This is a genomic window from Ruminococcus sp. HUN007 (genome assembly GCF_000712055.1).
Lineage (GTDB): Bacteria > Bacillota > Clostridia > Oscillospirales > Ruminococcaceae > HUN007.
In genome coordinates this window covers 1,702,784-1,722,442 of sequence record NZ_JOOA01000002.1, presented here as the reverse complement: position 1 = coordinate 1,722,442, position 19,659 = coordinate 1,702,784, and the positions used below count along the sequence as shown (strand labels likewise).

At 43.9% G+C, this 19,659-nt stretch carries 14 protein-coding genes, 3 tRNA genes and 3 rRNA genes; all 20 read left to right on the top strand.

Going from position 1 to position 19,659, the window contains the following annotated elements:
* Positions 1–31 precede the first annotated feature (31 nt).
* The 20 genes from CC97_RS11605 to CC97_RS11510 all read left to right on the top strand — a co-directional run bounded on the left by CC97_RS11605 (position 32) and on the right by CC97_RS11510 (position 19,564).
* The gene (locus CC97_RS11605; protein ID WP_044975100.1) at positions 32–301 is read left to right on the top strand and encodes an HPr family phosphocarrier protein; all 270 of its coding nucleotides are present in this window, start codon (positions 32–34) and stop codon (positions 299–301) included.
* 246 nt (positions 302–547) lie between these two features.
* Entirely contained in the window at positions 548–1,057 is a 510-nt protein-coding gene (locus CC97_RS11600; RefSeq protein WP_044975099.1) for a flavin reductase family protein, read from the top strand.
* A gap of 246 nt (positions 1,058–1,303) precedes the next feature.
* Positions 1,304–2,005, top strand: a complete 702-nt coding sequence (locus tag CC97_RS11595) for a LytTR family DNA-binding domain-containing protein (protein WP_044975098.1) — start codon at positions 1,304–1,306, stop codon at positions 2,003–2,005.
* A 6-nt stretch (positions 2,006–2,011) separates the two neighbouring features.
* Positions 2,012–3,373, top strand: coding sequence for an ATP-binding protein (locus CC97_RS11590; RefSeq protein ID WP_044975097.1), 1,362 nt, complete (start codon positions 2,012–2,014; stop codon positions 3,371–3,373).
* Between the two features lie 1,093 nt (positions 3,374–4,466).
* Positions 4,467–4,790 (top strand): hypothetical protein, encoded by a 324-nt coding sequence (locus tag CC97_RS11585; protein ID WP_044975096.1) that lies wholly within the window; start codon positions 4,467–4,469, stop codon positions 4,788–4,790.
* Positions 4,791–5,045: 255 nt separating this feature from the next.
* Entirely contained in the window at positions 5,046–6,275 is a 1,230-nt protein-coding gene (locus CC97_RS11580) for an argininosuccinate synthase (RefSeq protein WP_044975095.1), read from the top strand.
* A gap of 179 nt (positions 6,276–6,454) precedes the next feature.
* Positions 6,455–7,033 (top strand): pentapeptide repeat-containing protein, encoded by a 579-nt coding sequence (locus tag CC97_RS11575; protein WP_044975094.1) that lies wholly within the window; start codon positions 6,455–6,457, stop codon positions 7,031–7,033.
* A gap of 23 nt (positions 7,034–7,056) precedes the next feature.
* Positions 7,057–8,442 carry an argininosuccinate lyase gene (gene argH, locus CC97_RS11570; RefSeq protein WP_044975093.1) on the top strand — a complete coding sequence of 462 codons (1,386 nt, stop codon included), beginning with the start codon at positions 7,057–7,059 and terminating at the stop codon, positions 8,440–8,442.
* On the top strand, positions 8,439–8,657 hold the full coding sequence (locus CC97_RS11565; RefSeq protein ID WP_044975092.1) for a hypothetical protein: 219 nt from the start codon (positions 8,439–8,441) through the stop codon (positions 8,655–8,657). The genes argH and CC97_RS11565 overlap by 4 nt, the downstream gene beginning before the upstream one ends.
* 15 nt (positions 8,658–8,672) lie before the next feature.
* Positions 8,673–9,623 (top strand): N-acetyl-gamma-glutamyl-phosphate reductase, encoded by a 951-nt coding sequence (argC, locus tag CC97_RS11560; RefSeq protein WP_044975091.1) that lies wholly within the window; start codon positions 8,673–8,675, stop codon positions 9,621–9,623.
* Positions 9,624–9,703: 80 nt separating this feature from the next.
* Positions 9,704–10,939 (top strand): bifunctional ornithine acetyltransferase/N-acetylglutamate synthase, encoded by a 1,236-nt coding sequence (gene argJ, locus CC97_RS11555; protein WP_197021861.1) that lies wholly within the window; start codon positions 9,704–9,706, stop codon positions 10,937–10,939.
* A 90-nt stretch (positions 10,940–11,029) separates the two neighbouring features.
* Entirely contained in the window at positions 11,030–11,890 is an 861-nt protein-coding gene (gene argB / locus CC97_RS11550; protein WP_242848169.1) for an acetylglutamate kinase, read from the top strand.
* A 44-nt stretch (positions 11,891–11,934) separates the two neighbouring features.
* Entirely contained in the window at positions 11,935–13,101 is a 1,167-nt protein-coding gene (locus CC97_RS11545; RefSeq protein ID WP_044975089.1) for an aspartate aminotransferase family protein, read from the top strand.
* Positions 13,102–13,124: 23 nt separating this feature from the next.
* Positions 13,125–14,030: an ornithine carbamoyltransferase gene (gene argF, locus CC97_RS11540; RefSeq protein ID WP_044975088.1), complete on the top strand. Its 906-nt coding sequence runs from the start codon at positions 13,125–13,127 to the stop codon at positions 14,028–14,030.
* A gap of 517 nt (positions 14,031–14,547) precedes the next feature.
* Positions 14,548–16,056, top strand: a 16S ribosomal RNA gene (locus tag CC97_RS11535).
* A 227-nt stretch (positions 16,057–16,283) separates the two neighbouring features.
* A 23S ribosomal RNA gene (locus CC97_RS11530) occupies positions 16,284–19,108 on the top strand.
* Between the two features lie 62 nt (positions 19,109–19,170).
* Positions 19,171–19,287 (top strand): 5S ribosomal RNA (gene rrf / locus CC97_RS11525).
* Together the 16S, 23S and 5S rRNA genes with 3 tRNA genes alongside form the textbook arrangement of a ribosomal RNA operon.
* Before the next feature lie 7 nt (positions 19,288–19,294).
* Positions 19,295–19,367 (top strand) — tRNA-Lys (locus CC97_RS11520).
* A gap of 28 nt (positions 19,368–19,395) precedes the next feature.
* Positions 19,396–19,467: transfer RNA gene (locus CC97_RS11515), tRNA-Glu, on the top strand.
* Between the two features lie 23 nt (positions 19,468–19,490).
* Positions 19,491–19,564, top strand: a tRNA-Met gene (locus CC97_RS11510).
* The last annotated feature ends 95 nt before the right edge of the window (positions 19,565–19,659 follow it).

The window sequence follows — 19,659 nt, the reverse complement described above, 5'->3', positions numbered from 1 at the left end:
GAAACCAAAATATTTATGAGGAGAGTTTATAATGTTTGTAAAAGAAGTAATGGTACAGAACCAGGTAGGACTTCACGCAAGACCAGCAACATTTTTCATCCAGAAGGCTAACGAATTCAAATCTTCAATCTGGATCGAAAAGGAAGAACGCAGAGTTAATGCAAAGAGCCTTTTAGGTATCCTTTCACTCGGTATCGTTGGCGGTACATCTATCAAGATAATTGCTGACGGCGCAGATGAAGTTGTTGCAGTTGAGGCACTTGTTGATCTCGTAACAAACGGATTCAGCGAACAGGGCTGATTTTTCTTTCAGTTTTCAGATAATATTCAGGCGGATCTGCTTCCCGGCAGGACCGCCTTTTTTATTTGACTAAGGTATAAAAATATGATAACATAATTTAAGGAAACACTGATAAAATCGGAAATCCGGCTTCGCCGGATTTCCGGAGGCGGGATTTGCCGGGCTTCACCCCGGAGCTCCCACGCCGATTTATGAATAATCAGCGTTTCTCTGAGAATGCTATCATAAAAACGGAGGATATAAATTATGAGCTTAGTAAAAACATCGATCGAAAGCCTTAAGGTAAACCCTTTTGAACTTATCGGACGTGACTGGTTCCTTATCACATCGGGAACATCAGTTTCTGATTACAATACAATGACTGCTTCATGGGGCAGCATGGGTATTATGTGGGGAAAACCGGTGTTTACATGCGGTATAAGACACAACAGATATACTTTTGAATTCTCTGAAAAGAATGATCTTATCACATTTTCATTCTTTGACAGCGACAAATACAGACCAATGCTGAATTTCTGCGGATCAAAATCAGGACGTGATCATGACAAGGCGAAGGAAACAGGCATTACTCCTGTGGAAATCGACGGTACGGTTTCATTCGGGGAAGCAAGACTTGTACTTGTGTGCCGCAAGCTTTATGCGCAGGACCTTGAAAAGGATAAGTTTACTGACTCTTCACTTCTTAAGTTCTATGAGAATGATCCGGTGCACAGAATGTACACTTCAGAGATCGTTGCTGTGTACGAAAATAAATAAGAGTACCGGAATCAGCCCGCTTCAGTAATGACCGGCAGTTTAATAAAACAACACAGAGAGGGTAAAGAAATTTCTGTTCTTTGCCCTCTTAATATTTTATCAGATTACAGTTCTAACAGACTTGTTTTTTGTCAGGATGGACTTCAAAGTGTCATTAAAACTACGTCGCAATCCACGTATTTTCGGGCTTCTGTTGCAAAATTATCAGTGATGTGTTATAATAGGCTATATATCCGGGAGGACAATATGAAGATTGCAGTATGTGATGATGAAAAATTTTTCAGAGAACAGTTAAAAAAATATATATCAGAAACCAGTGCCGGACTGGAAGTTGATGAGTACACCTGCGGGAATGATCTTGCAGCCAGTGAGCACTGTTACGATATTATTTTTCTTGATATAGAAATGCCGGGGATGAGTGGTATTGAGACCGCGGAGAAACTCAGGGAAAAAGGCTCCGATGCAGATATTATCTTTCTTACGAGCCATATAGAATATGTTTATGACGCATTTAAGGTAAGAGCTTTCAGGTTTCTTCAGAAACCTGTTGACAATGAAAAATTCAACGAGGCGTTCGGCAATTCCATGTCGAACCGCAAGTCAATGGAAAAAGTAGTTGCAGAGTTCCGCGGAGTAGTTTCCGAAATATATACCGATAATATTGTTTACATAGAGTCTTCCGGTGAGGGAACCTATGTTCATGATATAAGGGGGAATTATTATCCGGCTTCAGCAACATTAAAAGACTGGAGCGAGAAGCTGAACAGTGAGGTATTCTTCAGAATACACAAGACTCTTCTTGTTTCGATGAAGCATGTTGCCTCTTTGGGAAAGTCGTCAGTGAAACTGACCGGATACAGCAGTGATTTTCCGGTGGCACGCAGAAGCATACAGCCTTTCAGGACTGCTTATCTGGAATTTATAAAAAATAATGCAAGGATGATGTGAGTATCAATGTACACTACTGTACCGGAATTTTCAGCCGCTTTTGTTATTGAATCTATCAAGCTTATCATAATGATGTGCGGTATTTTCAATTTTGAGATCAGAAAAGGAAAACGAAGTATACTGACATCCGTTGGTGTGGCAGTTCTGCTGACTGCTGCGTTTACAGCGATTCCTGCGTATTTTGAGCTTGATCTTTCAAAGATGAACGATGATGCATATAAAACTGAACTGCTGAGGACAAATCCTTTTAAGCTGATCATTTTTTTGTTTTTCAGTATAAATGCAGTTACACTGCCTGTAACGGTAATATCATCTGTATTACATTTTCTTGAAGGAAAGAAAAAGTTTCTTATCGCACTGATATGCTATATGACGGTGTGCTGCATTGATGAACTGATACATTATTCGGTCTGCAGACTGTTTAACAACGAATACAATGAGTATTACCTGCTTACAACATCTCTTACTATAATTATTCTTGCTTTGCCTGCTTATCTTATTCAGAGCAAAAAGATGAAAGGCCTTGATTATCCTCTCAGGAAAATGAATGCTTTTTATCTGATAGTACTAGTTGCTGCACAGGTTATAGTGTATATATATGCAGTGGATTATCATGCAGAACTTGGTGTAAAAAAATCTCTGCTTACTTTGACTATAGTCCTCATATTTACAGCTGAGTGCATTGTAGTCTATTCGGTAAACCGAAGAGATTATTACTATAATCTTTCACACATAAACCAGAAAATGCTTGATGTTCAGGAAAACTACTATATGAAGCTTCTTGATCATCAGGATGAACTCAGAAAATTTCGTCATGATCTCAACAATCACATAATAAGTGTTGAGGCTCTTCTTAATGAAGAAAAGTACGATGAAGTCAGAAAATATATCGGACAGATAAAGGGCGTGTATTCATCTTCCAATCCTGAAGTGAAAACAGGGAATACTGTAGTGAGCGCGATAGCAAGTGACTATAAGACAAAATTTCCTGAAGTTTCGCTTGAATGGAATGGTCTGTTTCCCGATGAACTTGCTGTTTCGAATACAGATATATGTACTATGTTTTCAAATGTACTTGGAAACGCATTTGAAAACGCAGATAAGTGCCAAAAGGAAAAAACAGTCTCAGCTACGATTGAAACTGTGACAAACAGCATGATAGTTACTGTAAAAAATACTGCAAGCGAAGCTGTGACCATAAAGAACGGTAAATTTGTGACAAGCAAAAATGATAAGCACAATCATGGCATAGGAACTCAGAATATAAAAAGATGCGTAGAGAAGAACAATGGCATGGTTGAATACAGATTTGATGACAATGTTTTTGAAGTTAAGATAATACTTCCGAATGCACTGAAGGTGTTTTGAGGAAACTTACTGCTAAACGGTTAAACTGACTGTGAAACGGTTAATATAATATTTTCCGTAGAAAAAATGAATTTTTGTTTACTGATATTCATGGACTCCCTTTTCCGGCTGCGGGAGATTAATATGATAACGTGCGGGTTTATAAGGCTGCAGCGTATCAGGTTTTATCAGATATCAGTGAATTTTGATGAAAATACAATGCAAATACCGGTAGTGCTGGTTTACTGATCAGAGTTATATGCAGGGATATTTCCCGGCATTCTGGTTTTATCAGTGCTTTTCTCATGTATTCCTTGTAAAAAGGGGTGAAAAGTGAATGTTGGGCATGTTTGATTTTACTATTTTCTATTCTATAGGGTTAGGTGATATTTTCAGCTTTCTTTCGAATGGAATAAGCAATTTTCTGTAAACTTTCATGGGCAGAATATCAGTACGGCAGAAGCCGGTGCCGTGCTGCAGTTCTGTTGATAATATTGGGGGAAATAACTCCGGATTCTGAAAACAGATCCGGATTTTTTTCTGCTGTACAGCGGTTTCATCCCATATTAATCCAAAAAACGACCGTTCACCCGCTATAGCCTACCGTTCACCCAAAAGGTATTGATTTTTAAAATAGCGTGTGATAGAATAAAGCTGTAATCGGAAAGATGCGTCGGGCGGGAAACCGGGCCGGGTTTCCTGCTCGTCCCTAAACAGATATCTACTTTAAGAAAATAAATAAATTAAAATGAAAAAAGGTTCTGAACATAAAAAGTCAGAGCTTTTTTTCATTTATATCATCTGTGTTAAGGAAACACTGATTAAATCGGAAATCCGGCTTCTCCGGATTTCCGGAGGTGGGATATGCGGGGCTTCGCCCCGGATCCCCACGCTGATTTATGAATAAATCAGCGTTTTCTTAACACGGAAAATACCAGATTGATCCAAAAAACGACCGTTTACCCGCTATAGCCTACCGTTCACCCAAAACCTGTTGAAATGAAACAGGCACTGTGATAGAATATAATTAAACGGTTTTACCGAAATGAAGATAAAGGGGTATATCTTCTTATGAGCAGGGACTGTAAATTAAAAAGGGGAGAAAGTGATTTGTATGAAAAAATTGTCGTTTATTCTTCTTTGTCCGGTACTTATGAATATCGTGACATTTGCAAGAACATTTCTTTATGATCCGGTGATTATGTTTGTCATCTCGTTCGTGCTCTTTTTCACTTCGCTTTATGCTGACCTTAACAGCAGCACAAGCAGAAAGTGGAGAATGATCACAATAATTGATTTTGCAGTAACGGGAGGGCTTATGGTTCTTGCCTGGTTCAACGCCAGAGTTCTGATACATATTTCAGTTATTTGTGTAATGGCTGTGTTATGCGTTCTTTTTCTGTATGAACGTAAAAACAATCAGTCGTTCAGAATATAATAAGCCGATGCCGCAGATACGGATCACACTGATTCCGGTCTGCGGCTGTTGTTTTATGCTTTTTCTGCAATGCAGCAGTATAAATTCTTTTCTGATTTCCGGTCCTGCCGCCGCATCGGGAAAAGAACTTTTATTCATTGTTCCAGTGAATATTTAAGGAAAAATGAATAAATATACAGTCTCTATTGACTTTTCCGATCAAAGGGTTATAATTTAAATATATCATAATTATCACGATAAACGGAGGTTCTCATTATGGCAACAAAAGATATCAAAAAAGTCGTTCTTGCATATTCAGGCGGACTTGATACTTCTATCATCATTCCGTGGCTCAAGGAAAACTACAACAACTGCGAAGTAATCGCTGTTTCAGCTGACGTCGGACAGGGAACAGAACTTGACGGTCTTGAGGAAAAGGCTATCAAGACAGGTGCTTCAAAGCTTTATATAGAACACATCACAGAAGAATTCCTTACTGATTACGTATTCCCAACAGTTCAGGCAGGCGCTGTTTATGAAAACAGATACCTCCTCGGTACTTCATTTGCAAGACCTATCATTGCAAAGAGAATTGCTGAAATAGCTGTCAAGGAAGGTGCAGATGCTATCTGCCACGGATGTACAGGTAAGGGTAATGACCAGGTTCGTTTTGAACTTGCTATCAAGGCATTTGCTCCTGACATGAAGATCATTGCTCCTTGGAGAGAATGGACAATCAAGTCAAGAGACGAAGAAATTGACTACGCTGAAGCTCACAACATTCCGCTCAAGATCAATCGTGAAACAAACTACTCAAAGGACAAGAACATCTGGCACCTTTCACACGAAGGTCTCGATCTTGAAAGCCCTGCAAATGAACCACAGTACAACAAGCCAGGTTTCCTTGAACTCGGCGTTTCACCTGAACAGGCTCCTGACAAGCCGACATACATCACTCTTACTTTTGAAAAGGGTATTCCTGTCGCTCTCGACGGCAAGAAGATGGGTGCTACAGAACTCGTTACAGCTCTTAACAAGGTAGGCGGCGAAAACGGTATCGGTATTGCAGACCTCGTTGAAAACAGACTCGTTGGTATGAAGTCAAGAGGCGTTTATGAAACACCAGGCGGTACTATCCTTTACCACGCTCACGAAGTTCTTGAAACTATCACACTCGACAAGGAAACAGCAAGAATCAAGCAGCACCTCGCTGTTAAGTTCGCTGATGTTGTTTACAACGGCCAGTGGTTCACACCTTTAAGAGAAGCTCTTTCAGCTTTCGTAACAGAAACACAGAAGACAGTTACAGGTGAAGTTAAGCTCAAGCTCTACAAGGGCAACATAATCAATGCCGGTGTAACATCACCATATACACTCTATGATGAAGAAGTAGCTACATTCGACGAAGACGAAGTTTACAACCAGAAGGATGCTGAAGGATTCATTAATCTCTTCGGACTCCCTACACTTGTAAAGGCTAAGCTCGACGCTAAGAGAAACAAGTAATTATAAACACTGATGCAGGGAATACGCGGGATTTTGTCCGTTTTCCCTGTACTGATCAGTATTTTTTACACATAGTCATTTATAACAGTTATAATAAAAGGACGGGCGGTTAAGTTCGTCCGCCTTTTATTTTATTTATATTTATATTATCCTGATTTTTAAGAGGGAGGTTTTTTGAAATGGACGAGATCAAAACGTATCAGCATAAAGTCGGGGAAAAGCTCAGACTTTCTGAAGACAGCATACCGGACGCAGAATTTGTCACAGTCAATCTCGAAAGAGCAGAGTTCAACAGTGTTAATCTTTCTACGGTAACTTTTTCAAAGGCTAATATGGAATGTGCCGTATTCAAGGAAGTCGATCTTAACAGCTGTGCGTTCCAGGATGCTTATCTCGACAACAGTACGATCCTTTCATCCAGCTTTGCCAAGGCGGTTATCGAGAACGTAAACATGGAAGCTGCCAAGTTTACAGGACTTAATATGTCCAGAGCGATGTTCAAAGGCGTAAACTTCAAGGAAACCAAATTTACTGAGGTATCGCTTGATGACTCGCAGCTCTTCTATTCAGATATGCAGAATGCGTCATTTGAAAAAATTATCCTCACAGGATCCAGATTTACAGAATGCAGTCTCAAGGATGTTGAAATAACAGAATGTGAAACTGACGGCCTTAAAATAGACGGCATCGATATCGGTGCTTTGCTGAAGGCTGTGAAGGAAAAGAAAATCGATGTAGATAAACTTATCAACGGTTGATCAAGAAAGGTGTGTAGCTACCGATGGCAAAAATGTGGGCCGGAAGATTTTCAAAGGAAGTTGACGAAACAGTAAACGCTTTCAATTCATCTATTTCCTTTGACGGAAGAATGTACAGACATGATATACAGGGAAGCATAGCTCATGCAACTATGCTCGGAAAATGCGGGATCATTCCTGAGGAAGACAGCGTAAAGATCATAAAAGGACTTCGCGAGATCCTCGATGACATCGAATCAGGCAAGCTTGAACTTGATATGACAGCTGAAGACATTCACATGTTCATTGAAGCTGAACTTACAAAGAGATACGGCGACACCGGCAAAAGACTTCATACATCACGTTCAAGAAACGACCAGGTCGCTGTTGACATAAGACTCTACCTCAGAGATGAGATCGAAGAAATAAGAAAGCTCACAGCAGAACTTGTAAAGGAACTCTGCGGAATAGCTGAAAAGAATACAGACACTATCATGCCGGGATACACTCATCTTCAGAGAGCACAGCCGATAACTCTTGCTCATCACATGATGGCGTACGGCCAGATGCTCTTAAGAGATCTTTCAAGACTCGCTGACACAGCTGAGAGAATGAACGTAAATCCTCTCGGAAGCTGCGCTCTTGCAGGCACTACATATCCTATAGACCGTTTCATGACTTCAGAACTCCTTGGCTTCAGAGAGCCGATGGTAAACAGCCTTGACGGTGTATCTGACCGTGACTTCTGCGTTGAACTTGCATGTGCTCTTTCTCTTCTTATGACTCATCTTTCAAGATTTTCAGAAGAGATCATTATGTGGTGTTCATGGGAATTCAAGTTCATCGAGCTCGATGATGCCTATGCTACAGGATCATCCATCATGCCGCAGAAGAAGAATCCGGATATTACAGAACTTATCAGAGGCAAGACAGGTCGTGTAACAGGCGACCTCGTTACACTTCTTTCAATGCTAAAGGGACTTCCGCTTGCGTACAACAAGGATATGCAGGAAGACAAGGAAGCAATTTTCGATGCCATTGACAACGTAAAGCTCTGCCTTAAGACCTTTATTCCTATGATCGGTACAATGAAGATAAACAAAGAAAATATGCGTAATGCAGCTGCAAAGGGATTTATCAATGCTACTGACTGTGCAGATTATCTTGTCAAGAAAGGCATGCCGTTCCGTGATGCATACAAGATAACAGGACAGCTCGTTGCTCTCTGTATCGAAAAGAACGAAACACTCGAAACACTTCCACTTGAGGAATACAGAAACTTTACCGATCTGTTTGATAAGGATGTTTACACTGCCATCAGCCTTGAGACATGCGTAAACCAGAGAAATTCATACGGCGGACCTTCACCTGAAGCCGTAAAGGTACAGATAGAAAAGACAAGGACTTCACTTGCAGAGGCAATGTCATGATGAGCCGCAAAAACATTATCTCGGTTTTTCTGATAAGCCTTGCAGGAGTGGCAGTGTGGTTTGTCGGATTCCTTGTTATCATGATACTTAAGTTTGAAAATTCACCGCAGGTAAACAAAGTATGGCTCATTATCACCTTCGGTGCTACCATGGTCTTCAGCGTTGTTAAGAATATGAAAAACGACGGCGGAAAAGACGAAAAAAAAGATAAATAAGAAGGGTGAAAAACGATGCCAGTTAAAGTATATATCGACGGTCAGGAAGGTACTACCGGACTTCGTATAATAGAAAGATTCAGCGGAAGAAACGATATTGAACTTCTTAAGATAGATGAAGACAAGAGAAAGGATCCTGAAGAAAGAAAGAGACTTATAAACAGTTCTGACTTTACTTTTCTTTGTCTCCCTGATGCAGCTTCCATCGAAGCCGCTTCATTTGTTGAGAATGATCACGTAAGGATCCTTGATGCTTCAACAGCTCACAGAACAAATGACAGCTGGGTCTACGGTTTTCCGGAACTTTCAGCTTCACAGCGTGAAAAAATAAAGACTACAAAAAGCCTTGCAGTTCCGGGCTGCTATGCAAGCGGATTTATTTCACTTGTAGCTCCTCTTGTAAGTGCAGGCATCATGCAGAAGGATTTTCCGGTATTTGCATATGCTACTTCAGGGTACAGCGGAGCCGGCAAAAAGGCTATCGCTGTTTACGAAGGTGCGGACAAGCCGTATGAATTTAACAGCCCGAGACAGTACGCTCTTACACAGAGCCACAAGCATCTTCCGGAAATGCAGAAGATCTCAGGACTTTCAGTGAAGCCGATGTTCAATCCTATTGTATGCGATTACTACAGCGGTATGGTAGTTTCAGTTCCTGTACAGACAAGACTTCTCGAAAAGAAGTGCGGAATAAATGACATTTATGAAGCTCTTGCAAAGCACTATGAAGGACAGAAAATGGTTTCAGTAATGTCCATGGGCGGTACTGCAGAACTTCCTGACGGATTCCTTGCTTCCAATACGCTCAGCAATCATGACAGAATGCAGATATTTGTATTCGGAAACGATGATCAGGTTCTCCTCTGCTCACGTCTTGACAATCTCGGCAAGGGCGCTTCAGGTGCGGCTGTTCAGTGTCTCAACATCATGATGGGCATTGATGAGGCAACTGGTCTTAACTTATAATATGTTCGGCATGACAGGTTTTCTTTTATGAAAACACTATGCACTGTTCATGGTTATTAAAATACAAAGAGGTAATTAAAATGCCAGATAATATAAAAATACTCGAAGGCGGAGTTACTGCTCCGAAGGGGTTTCAGGCAGCATCGGCAGCTGCAGGGATCAAATACAAGGGCCGTACAGATATGGCTCTCATATACAGTGATGAACCGTGCGTAACAGCCGGTGTCTATACAACAAACGTAGTCAAGGCTGCTCCTGTACTCTGGGACAAGGCTGTAACTGACTCGGACAAAAAGGTAAGAGCGGTCGTAGTAAATTCCGGTATTGCAAATGCGTGTACCGGCAAACAGGGACTTGATATCTGCCGTATTACGGAACAGGCAGTTACAGACATCACCGGTGATTCCTCAGAGAGCGTTCTCGTTGGCTCTACAGGTGTTATCGGTATGAAGATCGATCCTGAAAAGATCACAGCCGGTGTAAAGGATCTCATGTCAAAGAAGGCTTACGGTAAGGAATCCGGAACAGAAGCTTCAAAAGCTATCATGACAACAGATACCGTCAACAAGGAAATCGCTGTTTCTTTTGAGATCGGCGGAAAAACAGTAACAGTCGGTGCGATGAGCAAGGGCTCCGGTATGATCCACCCTAACATGTGTACAATGCTCGGATACGTTACAACAGACGCTGCTATCGAAAAGAAGCTCCTTCAGGAAGCTCTGTCGGATGTTGTAAAAGATACATTCAACATGATCACAGTTGACGGCGACACATCAACAAACGATACTCTTCTCGTCCTTGCAAACGGTCTTGCCGGAAATCCGGAAATAAATTCAAAGGACGAAAACTATAAACTTTTCCGTGATGCACTTTACTGTGTCTGCGAATATCTCGCAAAGAGAATGGCGGGCGACGGCGAAGGCGCTACAGCGCTCTTCGAAGCAAAGATAATCAACGCAAAGAGTAAGGAAGATGCGAAGATAATGGCCCGTTCCGTTGTCGGATCAAATCTTTCCAAGGCTGCTATATACGGACACGATGCAAACTTCGGGCGTTTTCTCTGCGCAATGGGATATTCCGGTGCACAGTTTGACCAGAATGACGTTCAGCTCTGGTTTGAAAGTGCCGCAGGAAAAATGCTTGTGTTCGACAAGGGTGATCCTGTTCCGTTTGAAGAAGATGAAGCTACAAAGATCCTTTCAGAAAAGGCTGTAACGATCCTCATCAATATGAATGAGGGTACAGAAAGCGCGACTGCCTGGGGCTGCGATCTTACATACGACTACGTAAAGATCAACGCAGATTACAGAAGCTGATATAAACTACGGCAGCAAACAGATTTTTTTAAAGTGCAGACGTGGCTTCTGCGCTCCCGATAATAATTTTTACGAAAGATGGTTACGAAATTGGAAACTATAGAAAACAGCGTTCGTTCACAGATACTTATAGATGCTCTTCCGTACATTCAGAAGTACAACAACAAGATCGTTGTCGTTAAGTACGGCGGAAATGCAATGACAAACGATGACCTCAAGCAGGCCGTTATGAGTGACATAGTTCTTCTTTCGCTCGTAGGTGTAAAGGTAGTTCTCGTTCACGGCGGCGGCCCTGAAATAAGCGACATGCTGAAGAGACTTAATATTGAGAGCCGTTTCATCGGCGGTCTCAGATATACCGACAGGGAAACCGTTGATGTTGTAAAAATGGTCCTTGCCGGCAAGGTAAACAAGGAACTTGTTGCTCTTCTAACAGCGAACAAGGGTTCGGCTGTCGGACTCTGCGGTATTGACGGTCAGATGCTTGTTGCCGAAAAGGTGAAGTCTGAAGAAGACCTCGGATTTGTAGGCGATATTACAAAGGTCAACACTAAGGTCATCACAGATGCTCTTGACAACGGATATATTCCGGTCATTGCAACAGTTGCAAGTACACCGGACGGTCAGACAATGAATGTGAATGCGGATACAGCGGCTTCAAGGATCGCTTCAGAACTCGGAGCTGAAAACCTTATTCTCATGACAGATATTGCCGGACTTCTTAAGGACAAGGACGATCCTTCAACTCTTATTCCGTCAGTAAATGTAAGTGATGTTCCTTACCTGAAGAGACAGGGCATCATCTCAGGCGGTATGATCCCTAAGATCGAATGCTGTGTTGAAGCAGTAAGAAGAGGTGTGAACAAGACCGTTATTATCGACGGCAGAGTTCCTCACTCGATACTTATTGAACTTCTTACAAACGAAGGTATCGGTACACAGTTTACCTGATATGTGTTTCCTTTGCTTTCAGATAAAATGAAAGGAATAGAAAGATGACTACAATAGAAAAATTCAACGACAACGTCATGCATACATACGGCCGTTACGATCTAGTAATGGGATCAGGCAGCGGACGTGAAGCAACCGATGAAAACAATAAAAAATATATCGACTTCGGCAGCGGTATCGGAACGAACTCTCTTGGCTACTGCGATGAAGAATGGGCTGACGCTGTATGCAAACAGGTACGCAGCATTCAGCACACATCAAACTACTACTACACGGCGGTTCAGGCTGAATTTGCTGAAAAGCTTTGCAAAGTTACCGGATATGACAAGGTGTTCTTCGGAAACAGCGGCGCCGAAGCAAATGAATGTGCCATCAAGATAGCACGTAAATACAGCTTCGACAAGTACGGCAAAGGCCGCCATACAATAATCACTCTTGTGAATTCATTCCACGGCCGTACAATGGCTACTCTTTCAGCTACAGGACAGGATGTTTTCCATAACTACTTCTTCCCGTTCCTCGAAGGATTCGTTCACACACCTGCAAATGACATTGAAGCACTTAAGAAATGCGCCGATGATACAGTATGTGCCATCATGATCGAAATGGTACAGGGCGAAGGCGGCGTTGTAAAGCTTGATGAAGACTTCGTAAAGGCAGTACGTGCCATCTGTGATGAAAAGGATATCCTCATGATAGCCGATGAAGTTCAGACAGGTGCAGGACGTACAGGAAAGTTCCTTGCTTCCGAACATTTCGGAGTAAAGCCTGACATAACAACTATGGCAAAGGGCATTGCCGGCGGAATCCCGGTAGGTGCGTGTCTCGCTTCTGAAAAATGTTCATCCGTACTTACTCCGGGGACACATGGCTCCACATTCGGCGGCAATCCGCTGGCATGTGCAGGCGGAAACGTAGTTGTTTCACGTGTATCTTCTCCTGAATTCCTCGCTGAAGTACAGAAGAAGAGTGAATACATTTTTGATAAGGTGTCAAAAATGAAAGGCGTTGCATCAGTTACAGGCCTTGGTCTTATGATCGGCATCGAGCTTACGGAAAAGAAAGCGGCGGATGTTGTGAAGGCCGCTCTTGACAAGGGCCTTCTTCTCCTTACAGCCAAGACAAAGGTTCGTCTTCTCCCTCCTCTCAATATCACATTTGAGGAGATAGATGCAGGACTTAAAATACTTGAAGAAATACTCGCAGAATAAACACAGAAAGGAAGAATTAAAAGATGAAACATTTACTCACCATGATGCAGTTAAGCAAGGAAGAAATAATCGACCTTCTTAACCTCGCAGATCAGCTCAAATACGAACTCAAGCACGAAATTCCGCATCCGCACCTCAAGGGAAAGACTCTGGGTATGATATTCCAGAAGGCTTCAACACGTACACGCGTTTCATTTGAAACAGGTATGTACCAGCTCGGCGGTTATCCGCTTTTCCTTTCATCAAACGACCTTCAGATAGGCCGCGGCGAACCTGTACAGGATACAGCACGAGTACTCTCACGTTATCTTGACGGTATCATGATCAGAACTTTCGAACAGAAGGAAGTTGAAGATCTTGCAAAGTACGGTTCCGTCCCGATAATCAATGGTCTTACAGATTACTGTCACCCATGCCAGGTGCTCGCAGACCTTATGACAGTACGTGAATTCAAGGGCAGTTTTGACGGCCTAAAAATGTGCTACATCGGTGACGGCAACAACATGGCCAACTCACTTATCACAGGTTTCCTTAAGGTAGGTATGAGCGTTTCGATCGCATGCCCGAACGATTATCAGCCGGCTGAGACAGTTCTTGAATATGCACGTTCAACAGGACGTTTCACAATGACTGACAAGCCTATTGAAGCAGCAAAGGGTGCTGACGTACTTCTCACAGACGTATGGGCATCAATGGGTCAGGAAGGCGAAGCTGAAAAGAGAAAGAAAGCATTTGCCGGATACCAGATCAATGACGAGATCATGGCTGCAGCAAACGAAAAAGCTATGGTTCTCCACTGTCTCCCTGCACACCGTGAAGAAGAGATCACTGAGAAGGTATTCGAAGCTCATGCAGATGAGATCTTCGAAGAAGCAGAAAACCGTCTCCACGCACAGAAGGCAGTTATGGTCAAACTCATGGCTGACTAAGTATATTCACTCCTTCGGGATAAATATGCTGCCGATAATCGTGCTGAAGACAGCACGATACATTAAGATCCGTAAGTTTCGGATTTGCTTTTTAAGATAAATATAAATGCCCTGCATGATTGCGTATTTCATGCAGGGCGTTTTTTTACAGAAGTGAGCGGCAGATGAGGTTTGACGACATATACAGGTCAGAAGAGTACTTGTCTACATAAATTACGTCATGTCTTTTTATAAACTGTGGAAGATTAACAAAGCGAAAAAAATCGAAAAAAACTGTTGACAGAGGCTTGATTACGTGGTATAATAATAAAGCTGTCGGACGAGGGAACACTCCGAAAGACAGAATAATAAGTATCTTGAAAATTGAACAATGCACTAAACAATACCCTTGAAGATTCTTTGAGATTTAATTCTCTTGAATTATTTAAGAAGTCAAGCAGAAGACGAAAAAATCTGCAGCTAAGTATTCTGAACAGAGTACAGGAAAGATAATAAACCGAAAGGTTATTATAGAACTTTTATAAAGAGTTTGATCCTGGCTCAGGATGAACGCTGGCGGCACGCCTAACACATGCAAGTCGAACGGAGTTTAAGAGAGCTTGCTCTTTTAAACTTAGTGGCGGACGGGTGAGTAACACGTGAGCAACCTGCCTTTCAGAGAGGGATAGCTTCTGGAAACGGATGGTAATACCTCATAACATATTGATACGGCATCGTATTGATATCAAAGATTTATCGCTGAAAGATGGGCTCGCGTCTGATTAGCTGGTTGGTGAGGTAACGGCCCACCAAGGCAACGATCAGTAGCCGGACTGAGAGGTTGAACGGCCACATTGGGACTGAGACACGGCCCAGACTCCTACGGGAGGCAGCAGTGGGGAATATTGCACAATGGGCGCAAGCCTGATGCAGCGATGCCGCGTGAGGGAAGAAGGTTTTCGGATTGTAAACCTCTGTCATCGGGGACGAAAATGACGGTACCCGAGAAGGAAGCTCCGGCTAACTACGTGCCAGCAGCCGCGGTAATACGTAGGGAGCAAGCGTTATCCGGAATTACTGGGTGTAAAGGGAGTGTAGGCGGGACTGCAAGTCAGATGTGAAATATGCCGGCTCAACTGGCAGACTGCATTTGAAACTGTGGTTCTTGAGTGAAGTAGAGGTAAGCGGAATTCCTAGTGTAGCGGTGAAATGCGTAGATATTAGGAGGAACATCAGTGGCGAAGGCGGCTTACTGGGCTTTAACTGACGCTGAGGCTCGAAAGCGTGGGGAGCAAACAGGATTAGATACCCTGGTAGTCCACGCTGTAAACGATGATTACTAGGTGTGGGGGGACTGACCCCTTCCGTGCCGCAGTTAACACAATAAGTAATCCACCTGGGGAGTACGGCCGCAAGGCTGAAACTCAAAGGAATTGACGGGGGCCCGCACAAGCAGTGGAGTATGTGGTTTAATTCGAAGCAACGCGAAGAACCTTACCAGGTCTTGACATCGAGTGAAGATCATAGAGATATGATCGTCTTCGGACACAAAGACAGGTGGTGCATGGTTGTCGTCAGCTCGTGTCGTGAGATGTTGGGTTAAGTCCCGCAACGAGCGCAACCCTTACCATTAGTTGCTACGCAAGAGCACTCTAATGGGACTGCCGTTGACAAAACGGAGGAAGGTGGGGATGACGTCAAATCATCATGCCCCTTATGACCTGGGCTACACACGTACTACAATGGCAATCGAACAGAGGGAAGCAATACAGCGATGTAAAGCAAAACCCGAAAAATTGTCTCAGTTCGGATTGCAGGCTGCAACCCGCCTGCATGAAGTCGGAATTGCTAGTAATCGCAGATCAGCATGCTGCGGTGAATACGTTCCCGGGCCTTGTACACACCGCCCGTCACACCATGGGAGTCGGTAACACCCGAAGCCAGTAGTCCAACCGCAAGGAGGACGCTGTCGAAGGTGGGATTGATGACTGGGGTGAAGTCGTAACAAGGTAGCCGTATCGGAAGGTGCGGCTGGATCACCTCCTTTCTAAGGAGAACCGTTCTTCATGAAGAAGAACAAAATTCCTAAGGTTAGTTCATGGGTAAGACATTGTTCAATTTTGAGGATACTTAAAAAGTATTCCTTACATAGCATCTTGAAAACTGAATATTAAGATATTAAAACTACGAGAAGAAGAACGACAATTTAAAAAACAAGTTTTTTTAATAGTCAGGTAACAAATTCTACAGACATAATTTCGAACTGATACAAAAGGTAAAGCTAATAAGAGCGTATGGAGAATGCCTTGGCATTGGGAGCCGATGAAGGACGTGGTCAGCTGCGATAAGCTGCGCGGAGCTGTAAGCAAGCATTGATGCGCAGATTTCCGAATGGAGCAATCCGCATGATTAACAGTCATGCATCATACAGTGAATCAATAGCTGTATGAGGGGAACCCCCTGAACTGAAACATCTAAGTAGGGGGAGGAAGAGAAATCAAACGAGATTTTGTGAGTAGTGGCGAGCGAAAGCGAAAGAGGCCAAACCAGAGACAGCAATGCCTTTGGGGTTGTGGACTGCATTTAGCATTTTAAGTTTTAGCTGAAGTGCATGGGAAGGCACACCAGAGAATGTGACAGTCATGTAAGCGAAAAGACGAGAAAGCGAGCAGGATCCAGAGTACCGCCGGACACGTGAAATCCGGTGGGAAGCCGGGGGGACCACCCTCCAAGCCTGAATACTACCCAATGACCGATAGCGAAGAGTACTGTGAAGGAAAGGTGAAAAGAACCCCGGGAGGGGAGTGAAAAAGAACCTGAAACCATATGCTTACAAGCACATAGAGCACGTCAAGGTGTGATATGGTACCTATTGTAGAATGGTCCGGCGAGTTATCTTACTCAGCAAGGTTAAGTACTTAAGGTACGGAGCCGAAGCGAGAGCGAGTCTTAACAGGGCGTTAAGTTGAGTGAGATAGACCCGAAACCGAGTGACCTAGCCATGTCCAGGCTGAAGTGGAGGTAAAGCTCCATGGAGGGCCGAACCGACCCCCGTTGAAAAGGTGGCGGATGAGGTGTGGCTAGCGGAGAAATTCCAATCGAACTCGGATATAGCTGGTTCTCCTCGAAATAGCTTTAGGGCTAGCGTTGTGAATGATTACCGGAGGTAAAGCACTGAATGGGCTAGGGGTCGAGAGATTACTGAACCCTATCAAACTAAGAATGCCGGATAATAAGATCACAGCAGTCAGACCGTGTGAGATAAGTCTCACGGTCAAAAGGGAAAGAGCCCAGACCCACAGCTAAGGTCCCCAAACAGGTTTAAGTGGAAAAGGATGTGGGGTTGCCCAGACAACCAGGATGTTGGCTTAGAAGCAGCCACTCATTAAAAGAGTGCGTAATAGCTCACTGGTCGAGTGACCCTGCGCCGAAAATTCAACGGGGCTAAAATCTGTACCGAAGCTTGGGATTGATACGCAAGTATCAGTGGTAGAGGAGCGTCGTATCGAGGGTGAAGTCATAGCGGAAGCGATGGTGGACGAGATACGAGTGAGAATGCCGGAATGAGTAGCGAGAATTATGTGAGAATCATAATGGCCGAAAGTCTAAGGTTTTAGGAGGAAGGTTCGTCCGCTCCTAGTAAGCCGGGAGCTAAGGTGAGGCGGAAACGCGTAGCCGATGCACATACGGTGGAAATTCCGTAGCCTCCGAAGTATTTAAGCATGAGGACACTTTTGAAGCGAATAGCCGGGCGCTGGTTGCCCCGGTCGTAAGGGACTGCAATAGCGGGAAGTATTAGTGGAGAGAGGCGAGAAAAGTCATGTGTATATACAAGGAGCCCGTACCGCAAACCGACACAGGTAGACAGGAAGAGAATTCTAAGGCCAACGGGAGAAAGGTTGTTAAGGAACTCGGCAAGTTGACCCCGTAACTTCGGGAGAAGGGGTACTCAGAAATGAGTCGCAGAGAATAGGCCCAAGCGACTGTTTAGCAAAAACACAGCTCTATGCTAAATCGAAAGATGACGTATATGGGGTGACACCTGCCCGGTGCCGGAAGGTTAAGAGGAGGAGTGAGAGCTCTGAATTGAAGCCCCGGTAAACGGCGGCCGTAACTATAACGGTCCTAAGGTAGCGAAATTCCTTGTCAGGTAAGTTCTGACCCGCACGAATGGTGTAACGATTTGGGCACTGTCTCAACAACCTACCCGGCGAAATTGTAGTACCGGTGAAGATGCCGGTTACCTGCGACTAGACGGAAAGACCCCATGGAGCTTCACTGTAGCTTAATATTGGATTTCGGTATTTCATGTACAGGATAGGTGGGAGACTGGGAAACACGGACGTCAGTTTGTGTGGAGTCGCTGTTGGGATACCACTCTTGAAGTGCTGGAATTCTAACCTGTGACCATGAATCTGGTCAGGGGACAATGTTAGGTGGGCAGTTTGACTGGGGCGGTCGCCTCCTAAAAGGTAACGGAGGCGCTCAAAGGTTGGCTCAGTATGGATGGAAACCATACCAGAGAGTGTAAACGCAAAAGCCAGCCTGACTGCGAGACTGACGGGTCGAGCAGGAACGAAAGTTGGAGTTAGTGATCCGGCGGTATGTGAGTGGAAATGCCGTCGCTCAACGGATAAAAGCTACCCTGGGGATAACAGGCTGATCTCCCCCAAGAGTCCACATCGACGGGGAGGTTTGGCACCTCGATGTCGGCTCATCGCATCCTGGGGCTGAATTCGGTCCCAAGGGTTTGGCTGTTCGCCAATTAAAGCGGTACGCGAGCTGGGTTCAGAACGTCGTGAGACAGTTCGGTCCCTATCTGTCGTGGGCGAAGGATATTTGAAAGGAGCTGTCCCTAGTACGAGAGGACCGGGATGGACGCACCTCTGGTGCACCAGTTGTCACGCCAGTGGCACAGCTGGGCAGCTAAGTGCGGATCGGATAAACGCTGAAGGCATCTAAGCGTGAAGCCGGCCTTAAGATAAGATATCCCATCGAAAGAGTAAGACCCCTCAAAGACTAAGAGGTTGATAGGCTTAACGTGTAAGCATCGTGAGGTGTTAAGCGAGTGAGTACTAATCGGTCGAGGGCTTTTCCTAGAGTATCAGGAGAGTCTGTAGAGAAATCGTAGAAAGAAATCGGAATATTCAGTTTAAAGATAGTCGGTGTTAATGGCAAAGAGGTCCCACCTGTTCCCATTCCGAACACAGAAGTTAAGCTCTTTTACGTCGAAAATACTCGGTTGGCGACGACCCGGGAAGATAGATAGACGCCGGCACTTATATGCACCATTAGCTCAGTTGGTAGAGCAACTGACTCTTAATCAGTGGGTCCTGGGTTCGAGCCCCCGATGGTGCATTTTTTTATTTTTACAGAGAAAATTACCGGCCCGTTGGTCAAGTGGTTAAGACTCCGCCCTCTCACGGCGGCATCACGAGTTCGAATCTCGTACGGGTCATTTGTTTTTTAAACAAAACAAAAGGGCCAATAGCTCAGTTGGTTAGAGCAACCGGCTCATAACCGGTAGGTCCCGGGTTCGAGTCCCTGCTGGCCCATTCAAAGCTTTATGAGTAATTCATAAAGCTTTTTTGTTTGCTTAATTTAGAATGTAGTATGCAGAACGGAAGAAACAGACACCTCTGGTTCTTAA

What these genes read in the sequence shown, in the direction of transcription:
- CC97_RS11595 (WP_044975098.1), top strand. Translation starts at nt 1,304, where the DNA reads ATGAAGATTGCAGTATGTGATGATGAAAAATTTTTCAGAGAACAGTTA.
- CC97_RS11590 (WP_044975097.1), top strand. Translation starts at nt 2,012, where the DNA reads ATGTACACTACTGTACCGGAATTTTCAGCCGCTTTTGTTATTGAATCT.
- CC97_RS11575 (WP_044975094.1), top strand. Translation starts at nt 6,455, where the DNA reads ATGGACGAGATCAAAACGTATCAGCATAAAGTCGGGGAAAAGCTCAGA.
- CC97_RS11585 (WP_044975096.1), top strand. Translation starts at nt 4,467, where the DNA reads ATGAAAAAATTGTCGTTTATTCTTCTTTGTCCGGTACTTATGAATATC.
- argJ (WP_197021861.1), top strand. Translation starts at nt 9,704, where the DNA reads ATGCCAGATAATATAAAAATACTCGAAGGCGGAGTTACTGCTCCGAAG.
- CC97_RS11600 (WP_044975099.1), top strand. Translation starts at nt 548, where the DNA reads ATGAGCTTAGTAAAAACATCGATCGAAAGCCTTAAGGTAAACCCTTTT.
- CC97_RS11605 (WP_044975100.1), top strand. Translation starts at nt 32, where the DNA reads ATGTTTGTAAAAGAAGTAATGGTACAGAACCAGGTAGGACTTCACGCA.
- CC97_RS11565 (WP_044975092.1), top strand. Translation starts at nt 8,439, where the DNA reads ATGATGAGCCGCAAAAACATTATCTCGGTTTTTCTGATAAGCCTTGCA.
- CC97_RS11545 (WP_044975089.1), top strand. Translation starts at nt 11,935, where the DNA reads ATGACTACAATAGAAAAATTCAACGACAACGTCATGCATACATACGGC.
- argF (WP_044975088.1), top strand. Translation starts at nt 13,125, where the DNA reads ATGAAACATTTACTCACCATGATGCAGTTAAGCAAGGAAGAAATAATC.
- argC (WP_044975091.1), top strand. Translation starts at nt 8,673, where the DNA reads ATGCCAGTTAAAGTATATATCGACGGTCAGGAAGGTACTACCGGACTT.
- CC97_RS11580 (WP_044975095.1), top strand. Translation starts at nt 5,046, where the DNA reads ATGGCAACAAAAGATATCAAAAAAGTCGTTCTTGCATATTCAGGCGGA.
- argH (WP_044975093.1), top strand. Translation starts at nt 7,057, where the DNA reads ATGGCAAAAATGTGGGCCGGAAGATTTTCAAAGGAAGTTGACGAAACA.